At 71.2% G+C, this 17071-nt stretch carries 15 protein-coding genes; 4 read left to right on the top strand and 11 right to left on the bottom strand.

Annotated elements, in window-relative coordinates:
* The 3 genes from K8638_RS42150 to K8638_RS42160 form a co-directional block, all read left to right on the top strand.
* On the top strand, window positions 1-923 hold a 923-nt coding region (locus K8638_RS42150), incomplete at its 5' end, for a hypothetical protein (protein ID WP_223760443.1).
* A 12-nt stretch (window positions 924-935) separates the two neighbouring features.
* On the top strand, window positions 936-1511 hold the full coding sequence (locus K8638_RS42155; protein WP_223760444.1) for a rhodanese-like domain-containing protein: 576 nt from the start codon (window positions 936-938) through the stop codon (window positions 1509-1511).
* 229 nt (window positions 1512-1740) lie between these two features.
* Complete coding sequence (locus K8638_RS42160) at window positions 1741-2490, top strand: glutathione S-transferase family protein (RefSeq protein WP_223760445.1); 750 nt, start codon at window positions 1741-1743, stop codon at window positions 2488-2490.
* 44 nt (window positions 2491-2534) lie between these two features.
* Here K8638_RS42160 and K8638_RS42165 read toward each other — a convergent pair whose 3' ends face one another.
* The 10 genes from K8638_RS42165 to K8638_RS42210 form a co-directional block, all read right to left on the bottom strand.
* On the bottom strand, window positions 2535-2780 hold the full coding sequence (locus K8638_RS42165) for a hypothetical protein (protein ID WP_223760446.1): 246 nt from the start codon (window positions 2778-2780) through the stop codon (window positions 2535-2537).
* Window positions 2777-3403 carry a hypothetical protein gene (locus K8638_RS42170; protein ID WP_223760447.1) on the bottom strand — a complete coding sequence of 209 codons (627 nt, stop codon included), beginning with the start codon at window positions 3401-3403 and terminating at the stop codon, window positions 2777-2779. Before K8638_RS42170 ends, K8638_RS42165 begins: the two co-directional genes overlap by 4 nt.
* Window positions 3404-3511: 108 nt before the next feature.
* Entirely contained in the window at window positions 3512-5314 is a 1803-nt protein-coding gene (locus K8638_RS42175) for an Ig-like domain-containing protein (protein WP_223760448.1), read from the bottom strand.
* A gap of 71 nt (window positions 5315-5385) precedes the next feature.
* Entirely contained in the window at window positions 5386-6915 is a 1530-nt protein-coding gene (locus K8638_RS42180; RefSeq protein WP_223760449.1) for a caspase family protein, read from the bottom strand.
* Window positions 6912-7631, bottom strand: coding sequence for a hypothetical protein (locus K8638_RS42185; protein WP_223760450.1), 720 nt, complete (start codon window positions 7629-7631; stop codon window positions 6912-6914). Before K8638_RS42185 ends, K8638_RS42180 begins: the two co-directional genes overlap by 4 nt.
* Window positions 7628-8143 (bottom strand): RNA polymerase sigma factor, encoded by a 516-nt coding sequence (locus tag K8638_RS42190; RefSeq protein WP_223760451.1) that lies wholly within the window; start codon window positions 8141-8143, stop codon window positions 7628-7630. The genes K8638_RS42185 and K8638_RS42190 overlap by 4 nt, the downstream gene beginning before the upstream one ends.
* A 123-nt stretch (window positions 8144-8266) precedes the next feature.
* Window positions 8267-9139, bottom strand: a complete 873-nt coding sequence (gene nadC / locus K8638_RS42195; RefSeq protein ID WP_223760452.1) for a carboxylating nicotinate-nucleotide diphosphorylase — start codon at window positions 9137-9139, stop codon at window positions 8267-8269.
* Window positions 9140-9150: 11 nt separating this feature from the next.
* Window positions 9151-12858, bottom strand: a complete 3708-nt coding sequence (locus K8638_RS42200) for a valine--tRNA ligase (RefSeq protein WP_223760453.1) — start codon at window positions 12856-12858, stop codon at window positions 9151-9153.
* A 66-nt stretch (window positions 12859-12924) separates the two neighbouring features.
* Entirely contained in the window at window positions 12925-14223 is a 1299-nt protein-coding gene (locus K8638_RS42205) for a PleD family two-component system response regulator (protein ID WP_223760454.1), read from the bottom strand.
* 119 nt (window positions 14224-14342) lie between these two features.
* Window positions 14343-15158, bottom strand: a complete 816-nt coding sequence (locus K8638_RS42210; RefSeq protein ID WP_223760455.1) for a chemotaxis protein CheW — start codon at window positions 15156-15158, stop codon at window positions 14343-14345.
* Between the two features lie 50 nt (window positions 15159-15208).
* Between K8638_RS42210 and K8638_RS42215 the strand changes: the two genes are divergently transcribed.
* Entirely contained in the window at window positions 15209-16600 is a 1392-nt protein-coding gene (locus K8638_RS42215; RefSeq protein ID WP_223760456.1) for a diguanylate cyclase, read from the top strand.
* Between the two features lie 2 nt (window positions 16601-16602).
* Here the strand turns inward: K8638_RS42215 and K8638_RS42220 are convergent, their stop codons facing one another.
* Window positions 16603-16998 carry a demethoxyubiquinone hydroxylase family protein gene (locus K8638_RS42220; RefSeq protein WP_223760457.1) on the bottom strand — a complete coding sequence of 132 codons (396 nt, stop codon included), beginning with the start codon at window positions 16996-16998 and terminating at the stop codon, window positions 16603-16605.
* Window positions 16999-17071 lie beyond the last annotated feature (73 nt).

The following is a 17071-nucleotide window of genomic DNA, read 5'->3' on the forward strand; positions in this document are numbered from 1 at the left end:
CGGAGGGACGGGCGGCCCAGGTGCAGCAGGGAGCCCTTTACCTCGCTCCTTGCCCGTTACAGCAACACGCTCCTAGCCCTGCCACGAGCATCGCGCATGGCCTCTTCGAGGCCATGAGTGAGGCCCTCCCGGCCCTCGATGACCTGCTTGATGAGGGCCCTGCCCTCTTCCAAGGGCTCCGCGAGTTGCTCGAAGACGTATTGCCCACGACTCCGGACGAGGTCTCCACCGCTCTCGTGGAGGCGGGGGTTGACCCGTCCTCGCTCGCTCCTGAGCAGATTGATGCCATCGCCACGAGCCTCGGCGGAAACCAAGCAGCGCCTTCCGCTCCACCCGCCTCCGAGGGCGTGCGCTTCAGTGGGTTCGACAGCATTGAGGCCATCAACGACAGTCAGGGGAGCCTGCCCACCTGCTTCCCGGAGACCGTCGAGAACATCATCCAGCTCTACCAGGGCGATGCCTACGGCATCCAGAATGAGCTGGCTCAACTGGTCTCTGACCAAGCCCAGGCTAACGGTTGGACGAATCCCAAGGGAATCATTCTCCACGGCCATCATCAGGACGTCTTCCAGATGCTGGGCATTCCGACCGAGCTGGTGGCCTTCAATAGCCCGAACTTCAGCTTCGATTACTTCAAGGCGCACCTGGATGCGCAATGTCCCATCCAGCTGGGCGTGGACCCAGCGGACTTCGGCAATCCCGGGCCGAATCCGCACAGCGTCACGCTGGTGGATGCGAAACCGGACGCCCAGGGCCGCTGGTTCTATCGCGTGCTCGACTCCGCCAATCCCCAGACGCAGTGGTACCCCGTGGAGACCGTGGAGCGGTCGGCCCGCTCCGCCTGGTTCAAATGGAACGACGGTCACAATGGCAGCGCCATAATCTGCAAGCAGCCGGCCTTACGCTGGCCATTCCGCACCTGATCTAAATACGCCGTGGTCGCCTACGATGACCAGGGCGGCATGAATGCCGCTGCACGCATGTGGTGGATGGTGCGGGCGCTCGGCCACGAACGTGTGTACGTGCTCGACGGCGGCCTCGAAGGGGCGCGCTCGGCGGGCATGACGCTCACGACGGCGCTGCCGGACGTCGACGAGCGGCCGCCCTACCCGGCCGATACCTGGCGCCTTCCGACGGCGGACATCGACGAAGTGGAGCGCGCGCGCCTCTCGCCCTCCATGCGCGTGCTCGACGTGCGCGCCGCCGTGCGCTTTCGCGGCGAGCAGGAGCCCATCGACCCGGTCGCGGGGCACATCCCCGGTGCCCACAACGTGCCGCTGTCCGAAAACCTCGAGGGCGGCCGTTTCAAGTCACGCGACGCGCTGCGTGCCCTGTACGCGCCCATCCTGTCGGGCTCGAGCCCTGAGCAGTTGATCGTCCACTGCGGCTCCGGAGTCACCGCCTGCCACACGCTGCTCGCCCTGCAGCGCGCCGGCCTGACGGGCGCGAAGCTGTACGTGGGCTCCTGGAGCGAGTGGTGCAGAAACCCGGAGCGGCCGCGCGTCCCCTGAGCTCGGCTCGCGCACTGCTCACAGCTCTGGGGCGCGGCGAACGTGAGGCGAACCGCGGCAAGGAAGCCTGGCACCTAGTGAACACAGGCGAGGGCTGGAGGATTGTACGCCGCACTCGGCGGAAGGTGGAGGCCGCGCCGTGAATGGACGTGTGCCGCACCGTCGAGAGCAGGGCGCGCCAGACAATCCTGACATATAGCTGTCACAGGCGGGGTATACCGTGTACGCCATGAACACGAAGGCACTGCCATCCCTGACCCTGCTCGAGCTGGCCGACCCCGGCCTCCCCGGCCTCGAGAGCTATTCCCCGTTCTGCCTCAAGGTGCACCGCGCCCTGAAGTACGCGGGCCTGCCCTACACGCGGGCGTGCGCGGGGAACCCGGCGTCGCACCGGGCCCACAACCCCACGGGGCAGGTGCCCGTGCTGCTGGTGGACGGCGAGGCGGTGCCTGACTCCACGAACATCCTCGCCCGCCTCACCCTGCTTGCTCCGGACCGCTTCGCCGCCAGCCCGGAGGCCCTGCTCTGGGAGGAGCTCGCCGACACGGCGGTCAACGGCTTCCTCGTGGCGTCGAGGTGGGCGGACGAGCGCAACTGGCCGGCCACCCGCGCGGCCTACTTCGCCTCCATGCCAGCGCCGGTGCGCGCGGTGATTCCCAACCTGATCCGGCGCAAGGTGGTGCGGGGGCTGGTGGCTCGCGACGTGTGGCGCGCGGGCCCGGAGGCGTGCTGGCGGCGGTTCGAATCGCTGCTGGACCAGCTCGACGCGCGCGCCCCCGAGCAGGGCTTCTGGCTCCCCGGCGGGCTCGGCGTGGCGGACCTGGCCCTCTTCGGCCAGTTGCACAGCCTCCGCACGCCCCTCACGCCCTGGCAGGCGGGGCAGGTGGCCCTCCGGAAGCGGCTGAGCACGTGGCTGGACCGGGTGGATGAGGCTACCCGCGGCGCGGCCACGCCCCTCCACGCCGTGGAAGGGCCGTGACCGCCACAGGGGGCACGGCCCTCCACGTCACGCCCTGGGCGCGCTCACGCCCCCGAGCCGCGCACCGAGCGCCCTCCGAAGGGAGGGTCGGCCATGATGGCCCGGGCCATGCGGTCCGCGAAGGCGCGGCCCTCCCGTGCGTAGGCGGCCGCCTCGTCCGCGTTGAGCCGCACGCGGACCTCGTACATGGCGATGCCGCCCACCACGACCTCGAGGGTCAGCGTCCCGTCCGGAGCCCGCAGCAGCCGATACATCAGCGGGCTCTGGATGAGGACCTCCTCGTCGCTCACGGGACCTCGGTGACGGTGGCCTGCTCCACCGGCGCGTTGATGGCCATGAGCTCCGGGATGCCGCCGGAGGTGTAGCCCCCGAACTTGAAGCAGTCCGTGTCCTCGGGCGTCTGGCACTTCCACACGCCCGGGTCCTCGTCCACCGGCAGGCGGGCGCAGGTCTTCGAGGCCGCCAGGTCCAGCGTCATCATCCGCAGCGTCCCCTCGAAGTTCTTCGCGGGCAGCCCGAGCGCCTGGCCGATGACCGCGGGGGCATGCTTCCCATCCACCATCGACTTCGCAACGGCCTCCTGGATGGTGGCCGCGGGGGCCGCGAAGAGGAAGCAGCCGCTGTCGTTGCACCGGCCGAAGTTCTTCGCGCCCGTCTGCACGATGAACTTCTGGTAGGCGCTGTCCGTCATCAGCCACGACACCTTGCGGTCCTTGAAGTTCTTGTCGACGTGCTGGTCGATGCCGTACGGGCTCGCGCGCAGGTCCGCGTCCTTGGAGATGGCCTTCTGCGTCTCGTCGCAGTAGGCCACCGTGGACTCGAACACGGGCTCTTGGGGAGTCGGACGGACCTCCGCTCCCGTCTTGCAGCCCACGACGATGAACAGGGAGCACAGCAGGGCACTTCGGAGCATCACTCGCATTGCCATTCCTCGTTTCCAGGGGAGATTGGGAATGCGTAGCTATCACAACGCGGTGGCAATGCCCCCGGCAACGCGTCCGCGCTGCCGGGGGGAGCGACGTCACTGGTTGTACCAGGCGACGTGCACGCTGGCGCCTCCATCCCAGGCCACCACGGGCCTGTTACCCGCGCCCATGACCATGGACAGCCGCCCGGTGCCGCTCGAACTCCCCACCTGCTCCACCGACTGGACGCCGAACGGGTACGTCGCCAGATGCACATGCGCGCCGAACGCACCGCCATTCCAGGCATACACCGGGCGCCCCAGCGCATCGAGCACGGCCACCGGCCCACGGTCCATCTCCATGGAGTCCGAGTTCTCCACGGGCAACCGCTCCCAGTCCATCCCGGACCAGGTGGCGGTGAAGACGGTCGTCTGCCACGTGATGTCCGGCGCTGACTGCTCACTCCAGACAACCCGCGGGTGCTGGCCCTGCTGGATGACGAGCGCGGGGGCCCTCACGCCCAGCCCCGAGCGGTTCAGCGCCTGGAAGCCGCTCCCCAGCGCCGTCCAGCCGGCGCCAGCCCACCGGTGCACGTGGAGGTCGGCGGGCGCACTCGCGCTCGAGGACTCGGCCCATGCGACGACGACCCCGCCCTTCGCGTCCGCCGCCAGCGCCGGCGCCTGCGCCGAGATGACTCCGACGTCCGCGGCACTGGCCCGCCGCGGCGTTCCCAGCGCGACCCAGTGGTCGGTCTCCCAGCGGACGACGTGGACGCCTCCCTCGGCGCTCCACGCCGCGACGGGGCGCCCCTCACCATCCACGGCGAGCGCCGCGCCGTGGACCCGTCCTCCCCCGGCGTCGTTCAGCTGCGTGCCCAGCGGACGCCAGGTCCCCGCCTCCCACTGGAAGACATGGAGCGCACGCCCCGGCTCCAACCCGGTGCCCTGGAGGAACGCGACCACGGGGCGTCCCCCCGGGCCCATCACCATGCGCGGATGGCGCACCGTCGTCTCGGCCACGGCCTCTCCCGCCACCAGCGGACTTCCCTGGAGGGCCCAGCCGGTGGGCGTCCAGCGCTTCACGTAGAGGTGCTCCCCGGGCAGCGAAGGCGCCCCCAGGTCAGCGGCCGTGTAGGCCACGACGGGCTCGCCATCGGCCCCCAGGGCCAGGGCCACGCCGTCGGACACCGACTCGCTCGTGTTCGGGTTGGACTCCCAGTAGGTGGGGACCTGCCACGACCAGCGCAGGAGTCCCTGATCCTGCGTGCTCGGCGCCGACAGCGGGTTGCCCGCCAGGTCCATGAGGCCCGACGTCTCGAGAATGGCCGTCAGCGGCTCTTCGCGCGTGGAGTTGTAGGAAATGCTCAGCGTCTTTCCGTCTTCCGACAGCGTCGCGGACGAGGCGGCGTGCGTCACCGACAGCTGGTCGCTCCGCACACTCGCGGAGAGCATCGGCTCGGAGAACGTGACGCTGGCGACGCCCGTCTCCGCCCAGCGCACGTTGTTGCCCTGCGGCTGCGTCTCCACGACGGTGGGGGGCGTCCGGTCCACCACGACCGGATGCGTGGGGCTCTCGTACGTACGCCCCCGCCACTCGGCGCGGGCCTTGAGCTTGTAGGCCCCTTCCGGCTCGAAGGAGACGTCCCACGTGTACTGGAACGGCGGCGGGAGGACGGCGAGACGCTTCCCGTCACGTGTGAGCTCCACCCGCTCGGGCGTGACGCCCGTGGTCTGCACGGTGATGAGCAACGACTCACCCCGGACATGGTCCACGGCCCTCGGACCGTTGATGTCCAGGACGAGCGCGTCCGCGGCGGGCGGCGCCTCACCATCGGACAGCCCTCCACACGCGAGCAGTGGCAGCAGACACGGGAGGAGGAGAAAGCGCGGTGCGCGGTGGGAGAGGGCTGGACGTGACATCGGGGCTCCTGGCGAAGACCTGAATCGTGTGCGCTTTGGACACGCGAGCCGGTTTCGCTGGGAACCCGAAGTCAGAAGTTCCAGCCCACTCCGCCGCTGGCGCCGAAGCGCGCGGTGAGCCGGGGGCCCGAGTCCTCGGGGATGCGCGCGGCGCCCGCCGTCCCGGCCAGCACCACGGCCACCGGCCCCAGGTCGAGCCAGAGCGACGCGCCCACGCCCCCATAGGGCGCGAGCCCCGTCCGGGAGGTTCCCGGCGCCGTCTGTTCGAGGAAGAGCAGCCCCACCTCCGGCCCCACCAGGAGCGTGCCCTCACCTCCCCGGAAGCGAGGCCCCAGCCCGAGCCGCAGCTCCCACTCCCGCTGACGGAAGTCCTCCCACCGCGTGGAGCGGCTGGACCGCCATGAGGCCGTCGCGAAGAGGGCCTCGGCCACGCGGGGCACCAGGGGCGCGTGGAACGCCGCGAGGACCTGCACGCCGGTCGCGGACGAGAGGTTGCCGCCCGTCCTCGTGGCGAAGGTGCCGCCCACGCTCACCCCGCCGCGCCACGCGTCTTCCGCCATCTTCCCCCGGCTGGCGACGAGCGTCCCATGGCGGAGCACTTCCGCGTCCACCGCCGCCACGCCCCGCGCCGGCACGGTGACTCGGGTCTCCAGCCATGCCGTGTCCCGGCGCACGCGCAGACGGTAGCCACCGGGCGGCACCGCGAGCATCACCGGCCCGCTGCCCTTGGAGAAGACGCCCAGCACCACGCCACCATCCTCTGAAGCAACCACCCACTCGCCCGGCTCGGGCACCGCGATGACGAGCTGGCTGGACGCGGACACGGGAGCGGTGAGGACCAGCTCGCCCTGCCCCTTCAGGTCGAAGAGGAACTCCGGGTGCTGCGTGCCGGCGCGCGTGAGCAGCGTGGACTCCACCGTGCGCCCATACGCATACGTATACGCCTCCTGGAGCGTGACGCGTCCGTCCTTCGTGAGGTCTCCCGCGCCGCGCAGCCCCGCCAGCAGGTGGTGCGTGAAGTAGGAGCCCTGGATGTCATCGGACTCCTGGGACAGCTCGTCCGCGCTGGACGAGGTGACGATGACGCGGCCCTGGATGGCGGGCGTGGACCACTGGACGAGGCGCTCCTCCACGGGCTGAATCCCCTTCACGCGCGTGGCGGCCCCCGAGCGGCACGAGTCGATGAACATCACCGCCACCCCCACCGGGGCCTCTTCCACGAACCGCACCAACTCCTTCACCGGAAGCCGGGTGCCGGACAGGTGCAGCGAGTCGCCGTCCGCGTGACTCGACACGTAGACGACGAGCTGGTCGGCCGGCCCCGCGTGACGCGCCATGCGCGCGCGCAGCGTCTCCAGCGCGGAGCGCACGCGGGCCGCGTCCGCGCCCGTGACGAACTGGGCGTCTTCCGGCAGGAGCCCGCCCGCCTCGCGGAACAGCGAGAACATGCGGCGCGCGTCGGAGTCCGCGAAGCGCAGCGGCTCATCCGCGGCGAGTCCCCGGTTGGCGCCAATCAGCAGCGCGTACCTGCGGGGCAGCGGCTCGGCCGTGGCAGGGGACTGCGACAGCAACACGGCGGCCATCAGGGGGAGGAGCATCATGGGGCCGGACTCACGGTAACGGAGAGGCGGTAGTGGCGCGCCAGGCCCTTCACCTCCGAGGGCGGCGCGCAGTCCGCGGGCCGGCCCCGCTCCTCGCATCCGGCGACCGCGCGGGCGACGGCCTCCCGCACCCGGGCGAGCGGCAGGGGCTCGTCCGAGAAGAAGGCATCGAGCATGAAGTCGCCGGGCGTGATGACGAAGGTGGGCGACGCCGGAACCTCGACCGGGTCTCCGCTCCGGTCTCCACGCGACGGCCAGAGCGGAGCCGTGGCGCCCCCCGCGTCGGTGACGAGCACGAACGCATACCGGTGGGGCGCCGCATGCACCGAGAGGGTCACCACGTCGCCCGGACTCAGGGGCGCATCCACCGCCCCATCCCGCAGGCGCACGAGCGACACGAAGGGCCCACCCTTGATGCGCGTACCCTCGGACGGACTTCCCACCCACACCAGCACCGCGAGGCTCATGGCCATGGCGAGTGGGGCCGCGAGGCGCACCCAGGAGAACCACGGGCGAGCCGGGGCTGCCGCTTCCGCGTGGGCCAGGATGCGCGCCTTCCCACGAGAGAACTCCGGCGTCGCACGGAGGGCCACGCCCCGCTCGCGACGCCGGGCCAGCCGCGCGCGGCACTCCTCGCAGGCGTCCAGATGGGAGGGCGGCGGCCTGCTCCCCACGGTCAGCTCGTCGAGGACGAGGTTGGAGAGGTGCTCACTCATGACGACGCCCCCCATCCGGGTTCGAGCGTGAGCTGGCGGGCGCGGACCCGCACCTTCTCCAGCTCCTTGCCCACCGTCTTGCGCGACAGGCCCACCACCTCGACGATTTCCTCCTGGGTGAGCCCATCCATGAAGTGCAGCGTGGCAATCTGGAGGGCCCGCTCATCCAGGTCGCGAGCGAGCGCTCGCAGCAGGTTGCGCGCCTCCACCTCCCCGGGCGACGCCCCCTCCTGCTCCTCCGAGGGCTCCGGCTCCCGGGTTGTCACGTCCCGCAGCGCGCGCGAGCGCAGCAGGTTGAGGCTGACGTGGGTGGTGACCCGGTAGATGTAGGTCATCGGACGCGCCTCCGCGCGAAACGCCCCCGCGGACTCCAGCAGCCGGCAGAAGACCTCCTGCACGGCATCCCAGGCATCCGAGTCACGGCCAAGCAGGGTCCTGGCCCGGCCGAAGACGGTGGGCGCGTACAGTTCGTAGATTTCCGCGAGCTCCGAGGCGCTCAGTCCCCGTGCCATTTCGACTCCACGCCGGTTGAGACACGCGACCGGCCTGGCGTGGGAACCCGGCCCGCGAAAAAAGAAGCGGGCGGGCCCCGGACGGGCTCGCCGCCGGTACCCACCCGCCCTTGTGGCCGCGCGTCAGGCCGTCTTCGGCTTGCGAGGCCTCTTCGCGGCGCCGGTGATTTCCAGCGACAGGTCCATGGCCCGCGCGGAGTGCGTCAGCGCGCCCATGGACACGAAGTCCACGCCCAGCTTCGCCAGGCGGGGCAGCCGGTCCAGGGTGACGCCGCCGGAGACCTCGAGCGGAACGCGGCCGTTCGTCAGCTTCACGGCCTCGCGAATCTGCGCGTCGTCCATGTTGTCGAGCATCACCACGTCGGCGCCGTGCTCGATGGCCTCGGCGAGCTGCTTGAGGTTGGTGACCTCGATTTCAATCTTCACCAGCCGGGGGCCATGCAGCTTCGCGAGGCGGAGCGCCTCGGAGACGGAGCCGCCCACGGCCGCGATGTGGTTGTCCTTGATGAGGATGCCGTCGAAGAGGCCGAAGCGGTGGTTGGACGCCCCGCCCATCCGGACGGCTTCCTTGGCGAGCGTGCGCATGCCCGGCGGCGTCTTGCGGGTGTCCAGCACCTTCAGCTTGGAGCCCCGCACCGACGTCATGGCCTGCTGGGCCAGGGTGGCGATGCCGGCGGCGCGCTGCACGAGGTTGAGCGCGGTGCGCTCCGCCGCGAGCAGCGAGCGCATCCGCCCGTGGCAGCGCGCGGCGACCACCTTGGGCTTGATCTCCTCGCCGTCACGGCGCAGCAGCTCCACCTCCACGTCCGGGTCGACCTTGTGGAAGGTCCGGATGAAGGCGTCGAGCCCCGCGAGCACCAACTGCTCCTTGGCGACCAGCTCCGCGCTGCCCTCCGCGTCGGGAGGGATGAGGGCCTGCGAGGTGACGTCTCCCGCCGCCCCCAGGTCCTCATCGAGTGACAGCGCGATGAGCCGGTCGAGGTAGTCCTGCTGCACGTCTCCTCCAATTACCGCCGGGCCCTGGCCCGTGCAGTGGGCTTCGCCCGGGTGGCCTTCTTCGCCGCCGCCTTCTTCGCGGGGGCCTTCTTCGCGGCCGGCTTCCGGCCCGCCGCCTTCTTCGCGGGGGCCTTCTTCGCGGCTGCCTTCTTCGCCGGAGCCTTCTTCCCGGCCGCCTTGACCACGGCCTTCTTCGCCGCGCCCTTCTTCACCGCCGCCTTCTTCGCGGGGGCCTTCTTCGCGGCCGCCTTCTTCGCCGGAGCCTTCTTCCCGGCCGCCTTGACCACGGCCTTCTTCGCCGGGGCCTTTCCGGCCGCGGGCTGCGCGGCGGCCTTCTTCGCCGGCGCGGCCGCCTTCTTCACCGGGGCCGGAGCCTCGGCGGCTTCCGCGGTCGGAGGCGGCGCCAGCTTGTCGCCGTGCACCTTCTCGGGAGCGGCCGCCTTCTTCTTCCCGGCCGGGCGCGCGGGCTTCGCCTGCGCCTCCTCGCGCGCGACCAGCTTGTCCCCATGGGCCTTCACGGGAGCGGACTCACCCTCCTCCGCGCCGGCGGCGGGAGCCTCGCGGGTGTCGCCGCCCTCCTTGGCCCGGTTGAACTCCCGCATCGCGTCGTCCACGAGCCCCATGGTCATGTACGCGACGCCGAGGTCATGGTGGTCGGACGGGGACAGTCCCTCCTTCGTGCCCTCGCGCAGCTTCGCGAGCGCCTCCTGCACCTGCGTGTCCGTGGCCTCGGGCGCGCTGCCCGTTTCGCCCAGCTCACCCTTCAGTTCCTGGCCCAGGTCCACGCCGCCCGCCTCTTCCTGCTTCGGGGCGACCTTCACCTGGGCCGGCTCGGAGGGGGAGGCACCCTCTTCCGCGGGCTGCATGCTGCGCTCGGACGTGTGGCTTTCGGACGGCGTGGACTCGGGCATGGAGGGCTCCGGGGCAATCCGCTGCAGGTGGTCCTGAAGCTTGGCCTTGCGCTCCTTCAGCTCCTCGACGCGGGCGCGGTCCTTCTCCACCACGTCCGGGGGCGCCTTGGCCACGAAGTTGGGGTTGTCCAGCTTGCGCAGCACGCCGGCCATCTCCTGCTCGGCGCGGGCAATCTCCTTCTTCAGCCGCTCGCGCTCCGCGTCCAGGTCGACGAGGCCCGCCAGCGGGACGTAGATCTCCAGGTTGGAGCCCATGAAGGCGGCGGCCTGCGGCGGCTTCGCGCCCGGCGCGCCCACCTGCACCTCGGACAGGCCGGCCAGCGGCATGAGGTAGCCGCGCCACCGCTCCAGCAGCTCACGCGTGCGCGGGTCCGCGCTCTGCACCACCGCCTTCACCTTGGTGGCGGGGGGCAGGTTGCTCTCGCCGCGGATGGTGCGCAGGCCCTCGATGGCGGCGATGACCGGCGCCATCTCCGACTCCGCCGCCTCGTCCACCAGTGCCGCGTCCGGCTCCGGGTACGGCGCAATCATGATGCTGTCCGTCGGCCGGGACATCGGCAGCTTCTGCCAGATCTCCTCGGTGATGAACGGCATGAACGGGTGCAGCAGCCGCAGGATGCGGTCCAGGCTGTACACCAGCACCGCGCGGGTGGAGTCCTTCGCCGCCGCGTCCTCGCCGTAGAGCGCGCCCTTGGCCAGCTCGATGTACCAGTCGCAGAACTCGGCCCAGAGGAACTGGTACAGCGTGGAGGCCGCCTCGGCGAAGCCGTACGCCTCCAGCGACGCGCGGGCCTCCGTGGTGGCGCGCTGCAGCCGGGAGAGAATCCAGCGGTCCGCCAGCGTCAGCTTGCTCCTGTCGAGCGGGCGGTCCTCCAGCCGGAAGTCGCCCATGTTCATCAGGGCGAAGCGGCTGGCGTTCCACAGCTTGTTGCTGAAGGCCTTGTAGCCCGCGAGCCGGTCCATCGACAGCTTGATGTCGCGGCCCTGCTGGGTGAGCGAGGCGAGCGTGAAGCGCAGCGCGTCCGCGCCGAACGCCGGCATGCCCTGGGGGAACTTGTTCTTCAGCGCGGGCGCGAGCTTGTCCGCCGTGGCGCCGAGCACGATGTCCAGGGGGTCGATGACGTTCCCCTTCGTCTTGGACATCTTCTCGCCCTTCTCGTCGCGCACCATCGCGTGCAGGTACACGGTGCGGAAGGGCACGTCGCCCATGAAGTGCAGGCCCATCATCATCATCCGGGCGACCCAGAAGAAGATGATGTCGTGGCCCGTCTCCATGACGGACGTCGGGTAGAAGGTCTTCAGCTCCGCCGTCTCACGCGGCCAGCCCAGCGTGGAGAACGGCCACAGGCCGGACGAGAACCAGGTGTCCAGCACGTCCGGGTCCTGGATGAAGGACGTGCCGCCGCACTTCGGGCAGGACGTGGGCTGCTCGCGAGCGACGATGGGCTCCGCGCGCGCGAAGTCCACCCCGCCCACCTTCACCGTGGGCGCGTCCAGCGGCAGGTCCGTGTCGTCGCCCTGCCGCGGGCTGCACGAGGTGCAGTAGTACGCGGGAATCTGGTGGCCCCACCAGAGCTGGCGGCTGACGCACCAGTCGTGGATGTTGCGCATCCAGTGGAAGAACGTGTTCGTCCAGGACTCGGGGACGAACTTCGTGCGGCCCTGCTCCACCGCCTCAATCGCCGGCTTCGCCAGCGGCTCAATCTTCACGAACCACTGCGGCGACAGGCGCGGCTCCACCACGGTGGCGCAGCGCTGGCAGGTGCCCACGGACAGCTTGTGCGGCTCCTCCTTCTCCAGCAGCCCCTGCTCCGTGAGGTCCGCCAGCACCTGCTTGCGCGCCTCGAAGCGGTCCATTCCGGCGTACTTCCCGGTCTCCTTCAGCATCCGGGCCGCGTCGTCCAGGATGGTGAGCATGGGCAGCTTGTGCCGCAGGCCCGTCTGGTAGTCGTTGAAGTCGTGGGCCGGCGTCACCTTCACCACGCCGGTGCCGAACTTCGGGTCCACCAGCTCCGCGTCCGCGATGATGGGAATCTCGCGGTCCGTCAGCGGCAGCTTCACCACCTTGCCGGCGAGCCCCTGGTAGCGCTCGTCCTCCGGGTGGATGGCCACCGCGGTGTCGCCCAGCATCGTCTCCGGGCGCGTGGTGGCCACGGTGAGGGTGCGGTCGCTGTCCTTGACGGGGTAGCGGATGTGCCAGATGGAGCCGTTCTTCTCCTCGTGCTCGACCTCCAGGTCGCTGAGGGCGGTGCGGCACGAGGGGCACCAGTTGATGAGCTTCTGGGCCCGGTACATCAGGCCCTCTTCGTACAGGCGCACGAAGACCTCGCGCACGGCGGCGGAGGATTGCTCGTCCATGGTGAAGCGCTCGCGGCTCCAGTCCAGCGAGGCGCCCAGGAAGCGGTGCTGCTCGCCGATGCGGGCGCCGTACTTGCCCTTCCACTCCCAGACGCGCTCCAGGAAGGCCGCGCGGCCCAGGTCGTGCCGGCTCTTGCCCTCGGTCTTCTTCAGCTCCTTCTCCACCACCATCTGCGTGGCGATGCCGGCGTGGTCCGTGCCGGGGAGCCACAGGGCGTTGTAGCCGCTCATCCGCTTCCAGCGCGTGAGGATGTCCTGGATGGTGGCGGTGAGCGCGTGGCCGATGTGGAGGCTGCCCGTCACGTTGGGCGGCGGCAGCACGATGGAGAAGGCGGGCTTGTCGGAGGTCGCCTCGGCGCGGAAGTAGTTCCGCTCCATCCAGACGGCGTACCAGCGGGCCTCGACCTCGGTGGGCTCGTAGGCCTTGGACAGTTCAGTGGTGTCGGTCATTGCAGACGGCCGGCCCCGGGAACGGGGCCGGCGGGAAGGTCAGAGGGTACGGCGAAGAAGAACGCGTCAGTGCTGCGTCTCTCGGTCCTTGATGAGCCGCTCGAGCTCCTCACGGATGATGGTCTCCGCGAGCTGCGGTACGACCTCCCAGGCAATCTTCTCGATGACCTCGCGGGAGGCCTTCGAGAGGGCCTCGCGCAGCAGCGCCTCGCCCCCATCCGCGGGACGGGCCGCGGCCGGAGTGACGGCCGCTACCGGCGCCGGAGCGGCCGGCGCCGGGCCGCCGATATCCAGGGAGATCTCCTCGGCGCCGCTGGGCTCGGGCAGCGAGTCCTCGATGCTGATGGACGGCTGGGCCGGCGCCGCGGGAGCGCCCAGGCCGAATGGATCCCTCGCGCGGGCCGCCGGCTGCGGCGCCGCACCCGGAGCGGGAGGCAGCGGCTGGGCGCCCCCCGGGGGACGGGGGAAGCCCGGCTGGGTGCCCTGGGGAATGCCCGGACGGGCCATGCCCGGAGGCGCGGGCACACCCGGACGCGGCGGCATGCCCGGCGCGTGCGCACCCGGCGGAGGCGGCACGCCCGGACGCGCGGCGGCGCCCGGCGGCATGCCCGGGCCCGGAGGACGCGGCGCTCCCGGAGCACCCGGCGGCATTCCAGGCCCCGGCGGGCGGGCCATGCCCGGCCCCGGCGGCATGCCCGGGCCCGGAGGACGCGGCGCTCCCGGAGCACCCGGCGGCATTCCAGGCCCCGGCGGGCGGGCCATGCCCGGCCCCGGCGGCATTCCAGGCCCCGGAGGACGCGGCGCTCCCGGAGCCCCCGCAGGCGGCATTCCGGGCCCCGGAGGACGGGGGAAGCCCGACTGGGTGCCCTGCGGAATCCCACCCGGGCGGGCGCCCGCGGGAGCCGTGGGCTGGGGACCGGGGGCCGGCGCGGGCGCCGTGGGCTGGGCGGAGGGCGGGCGCACCTGCGTGGCCATGGAGGCCGGCATCGTGTTGGACTTCTGCCCCACCAGCGCCTTCACCTTGTCGAGCAGCACCTGGCTCTCGAAGGGCTTGGCGATGTGGTCGTCCGCACGGGCGGCGCGGGCGCGGTTCTCGTCGAAGGCCTCGAAGGTGCCGGCCAGCAGCACCACGGGGATGCCCTGGGTGGCCGGGTCGTTCTTCAGGGCCTCGCAGACCTCGTAGCCGCTCTTCCCCGGCATCATCACATCGGCGAGCACGACGTCCGGGCGCAGCTCGCGGGTACGGGAGATGGCGTCCAGCCCGTTGTCCACCGCGGTCACCTGAAAGTCCTCGGTCGCGAAGATCATCCCAATCACCTTGCGGATGGTGAGCGAGTCGTCGGCGACCAGCAGATTCTTGGGCATCGGTTCGGGCCTCGGGGGGTGTTCCACCCCCCTGAATTCGTTGGAGATTCCTGCCGCGTCAAACCCAGGTCGCGGCACTGTATCAAGCGGGGCAGCTTACGGTTCGCGCTCCGGCACGATCAAGAAAACATGCGCTGCAGGTCCAGGAACAGCACGGGGCCGGGCACCCCGGGCGCGCGGAAGGAGCCGGCGGTGTCGTCTGGCTCGAAGTGCTGCAGCACGCCGAGCACCCGTGTGGCCGTCAGCCCCACGTTCCGGCCGGCCAGCTCCGTGAGGATGAAGAGGGCCTCGGGGGCTGGAGCCGCCCCCAGCAGCGCGGGCACCGAGCAGATGGGCCAGAGCACCTGGACATGCGGAAAGATACCGGCCACGGGCCCGCTCTGCACGGGCAGGACGCTGAAGGCCTCCCCCCGCTCCACCACCTGCGAGACGAAGCCCAGCGGGACGCCGTACAGGCGCCCCTGCGACTCGAAGACGAGCGCCTTCTCGGGCGCGGCCTCGGCCCAATGGACGGGGCGCGGGGGGGCGGGCGAGGCCCGGGGGCCTACCCGGTGGGGCAGCGCCTCCGCGATGAGCTCCAGGTAGAGCCGGTCCTTGTGCAGCACCGCGCCACGGCTCAGGGGCGCGAGCGAGTCCGCCAGCCCGGGGGGCAGGAGGAAGAACGGCGCCCGCGCCACGTCGGCGACCTCCACCACGGAGCGCACGCGCACGGCCAGGGTGGGACTCACGTCGAGCACCACCACCATGCCCGGTCCCTCCTCGGGCGGGCCGCCGAGCAGGGCCGACAGGTCCTTCACCTCCAGCACGCCGCGCAGGCTGGAGCCGTTGGCTCCTGGCATCGCCACCTCCATGACGGAGGTGGCCTCCACCGCGTAGCGTGTCTCCCCTGCTTCCACGAGGAGGCAGAGCCGGCGTCCGCTTTCAAAGGGTGACACGGGGCCACCCTAGCAGCGTTCCACGCCTTGGTGGTAAGCCCGCGTGTGAGATGGCGCGCATCCTCCTCGTCGACGACGAAAAGATCGCCCGCACCCTCTACGGCGACTACCTCACGGCCGTGGGGCACGCCGTCACGGCGGTGGGCTCGCTCCAGGACGCGCGGGAAGCGCTGGCCGGCGACCGCTTCGACGCGGTGGTGACGGACCTCATCCTTCCCGGTGGCGACGGCATGGAGGTGCTGCGCTACGTGCGCGAGCGCCACCCCGGCGTGGAGGTGGTGGTCATCACCGGCCTGGAGAAGGTGGACCCCGCCGTGCGCGCCATCAAGAGCGGCGCGGCCGAGTACCTCGTCAAGCCGGTGGCCCCCGAGGCCCTCCAGCACGCCGTCCGCCGCGCCCTCACCACGAGGGACCTGATGCAGGAGAACGCCTCCCTGCGCCGGCACGTCGCCATGCTGGAGGCCGGACAGCGCATCGCCACCACGCTGGAGCGGGAGAAGCTGGCCGCCGCCACCACGAGTGCGCTGCAGTCCATGGCCTCCGCCAGCGCCGTGGTGCTGCTGGAGCGCGACGGCACCTCCGGCCTGCTGCGGCTGCAAGGCGCGAGCGGGCTTCCCGCCGGGCGGGAGGAGTCGCTGGTGGCCGCGCTCATCGGGCACCTGTCGGACGCGCGCGCCCCCCGGGAGCTGGAGGGCCTGGACGCGTCCTTCCCCCGTACCCTCTCCATCCCCGCCGTGGAGGGGACGACGGTGCTGGGGCACGCGGTGCTCTTCTTCGACGGCGCCGAGCCGGAGTGGACCGGCGAGACGGCGGGCTACCTGGTGCGCAACTGGGCGCTGGCGCTGCGCAACCTCGGCCGCTTCGCGGCGGTGGAGGACCTGGCGTACGTCGACGACCTCACCCGCCTCTTCAACACGCGCTACCTGCACCTGGTGCTGGACCGCGAGGTCCAGGACTCACTCCAGACGCAGCGCCCCTTCAGCCTGCTGTTCCTGGACCTGGACCACTTCAAGTCCATCAACGACACCCACGGCCACCTGGTGGGCTCCAAGCTGCTGGTGGAGACGGCCCGGGTGGTGAAGGGCTGCGTGAGAGACCACGACGTGGTGGCCCGCTACGGCGGGGACGAGTACGTGGTGCTCTTGCGCAACACCGACTCGGGCGGCTCGCTCAAGGTGGCGGAGCGCATCCGCCGCACCATGGAGACGCACCACTTCCTGGCGCGCGAGGGGCTGTCGCTGAAGCTCACCACCTGCATCGGCGTGGCCAGCTTCCCCGAGCACGCCCGGGACAAGGCCACGCTGCTGGACTTGTCGGACCGGGCCATGTACCGGGGCAAGCGCGGCTCCCGGAACGTCGTCTACATGGCGGCGCGGGACTTGGAGCCCCTGCCGGCGGAGCGGCGCCTGGGCGGTACGGGCCCCGGCGGCTCCGGCGCATAGCGTCAGCGGCGCAGGTTGCCCACGGTGAGCTGCTTGTGCGGGCTGACGTCCACCTCGGCGCGGGCGCTGCCGCCCTCCTTGCCCACCGCCTCCACCGCCTCGTGTGACGCGCCCGAGGTGATGAGCCGGTACTTTTCCGACGCCTCGCGGTCATGCTGGGCCTGCTCGGGGTCCAGCCGGGCAATCAACTGCCAGAAGAGGGAGGCGTGCTCGCGCTCCTCGTCCATGACGTGGCGGAGGATGGCCTTGGCCTCCTCGTTGTCGGTGGCGTCGAGGTGGGCGGCGTAGAGGTTGATGGCGTCCAGCTCCGCCTCGATGTTCAGCCGGATGGAGCGGGCCAGCTCCGAATCCGTCATCTTCCGGGGCACCAGCGAGTGGAACGGGTTGGTCTGCGGCATGGAGGCCCTCCCGAGGCCGGCGGAGGCGTCCAGAACCTGGACGCCAGGGATTGCGGGGAGCATCCGCGCGGCC

Source organism: Myxococcus sp. RHSTA-1-4 (assembly GCF_020037125.1).
Lineage (GTDB): Bacteria > Myxococcota > Myxococcia > Myxococcales > Myxococcaceae > Myxococcus.

What these genes read in the sequence shown, in the direction of transcription:
- K8638_RS42160 (WP_223760445.1), top strand. Translation starts at nt 1,741, where the DNA reads ATGAACACGAAGGCACTGCCATCCCTGACCCTGCTCGAGCTGGCCGAC.
- K8638_RS42170 (WP_223760447.1), bottom strand. Translation starts at nt 3,403, where the DNA reads ATGCTCCGAAGTGCCCTGCTGTGCTCCCTGTTCATCGTCGTGGGCTGC.
- K8638_RS42175 (WP_223760448.1), bottom strand. Translation starts at nt 5,314, where the DNA reads ATGTCACGTCCAGCCCTCTCCCACCGCGCACCGCGCTTTCTCCTCCTC.
- K8638_RS42180 (WP_223760449.1), bottom strand. Translation starts at nt 6,915, where the DNA reads ATGATGCTCCTCCCCCTGATGGCCGCCGTGTTGCTGTCGCAGTCCCCT.
- K8638_RS42185 (WP_223760450.1), bottom strand. Translation starts at nt 7,631, where the DNA reads ATGAGTGAGCACCTCTCCAACCTCGTCCTCGACGAGCTGACCGTGGGG.
- K8638_RS42190 (WP_223760451.1), bottom strand. Translation starts at nt 8,143, where the DNA reads ATGGCACGGGGACTGAGCGCCTCGGAGCTCGCGGAAATCTACGAACTG.
- K8638_RS42200 (WP_223760453.1), bottom strand. Translation starts at nt 12,858, where the DNA reads ATGACCGACACCACTGAACTGTCCAAGGCCTACGAGCCCACCGAGGTC.
- K8638_RS42205 (WP_223760454.1), bottom strand. Translation starts at nt 14,223, where the DNA reads ATGCCCAAGAATCTGCTGGTCGCCGACGACTCGCTCACCATCCGCAAG.
- K8638_RS42215 (WP_223760456.1), top strand. Translation starts at nt 15,209, where the DNA reads ATGGCGCGCATCCTCCTCGTCGACGACGAAAAGATCGCCCGCACCCTC.
- K8638_RS42220 (WP_223760457.1), bottom strand. Translation starts at nt 16,998, where the DNA reads ATGCCGCAGACCAACCCGTTCCACTCGCTGGTGCCCCGGAAGATGACG.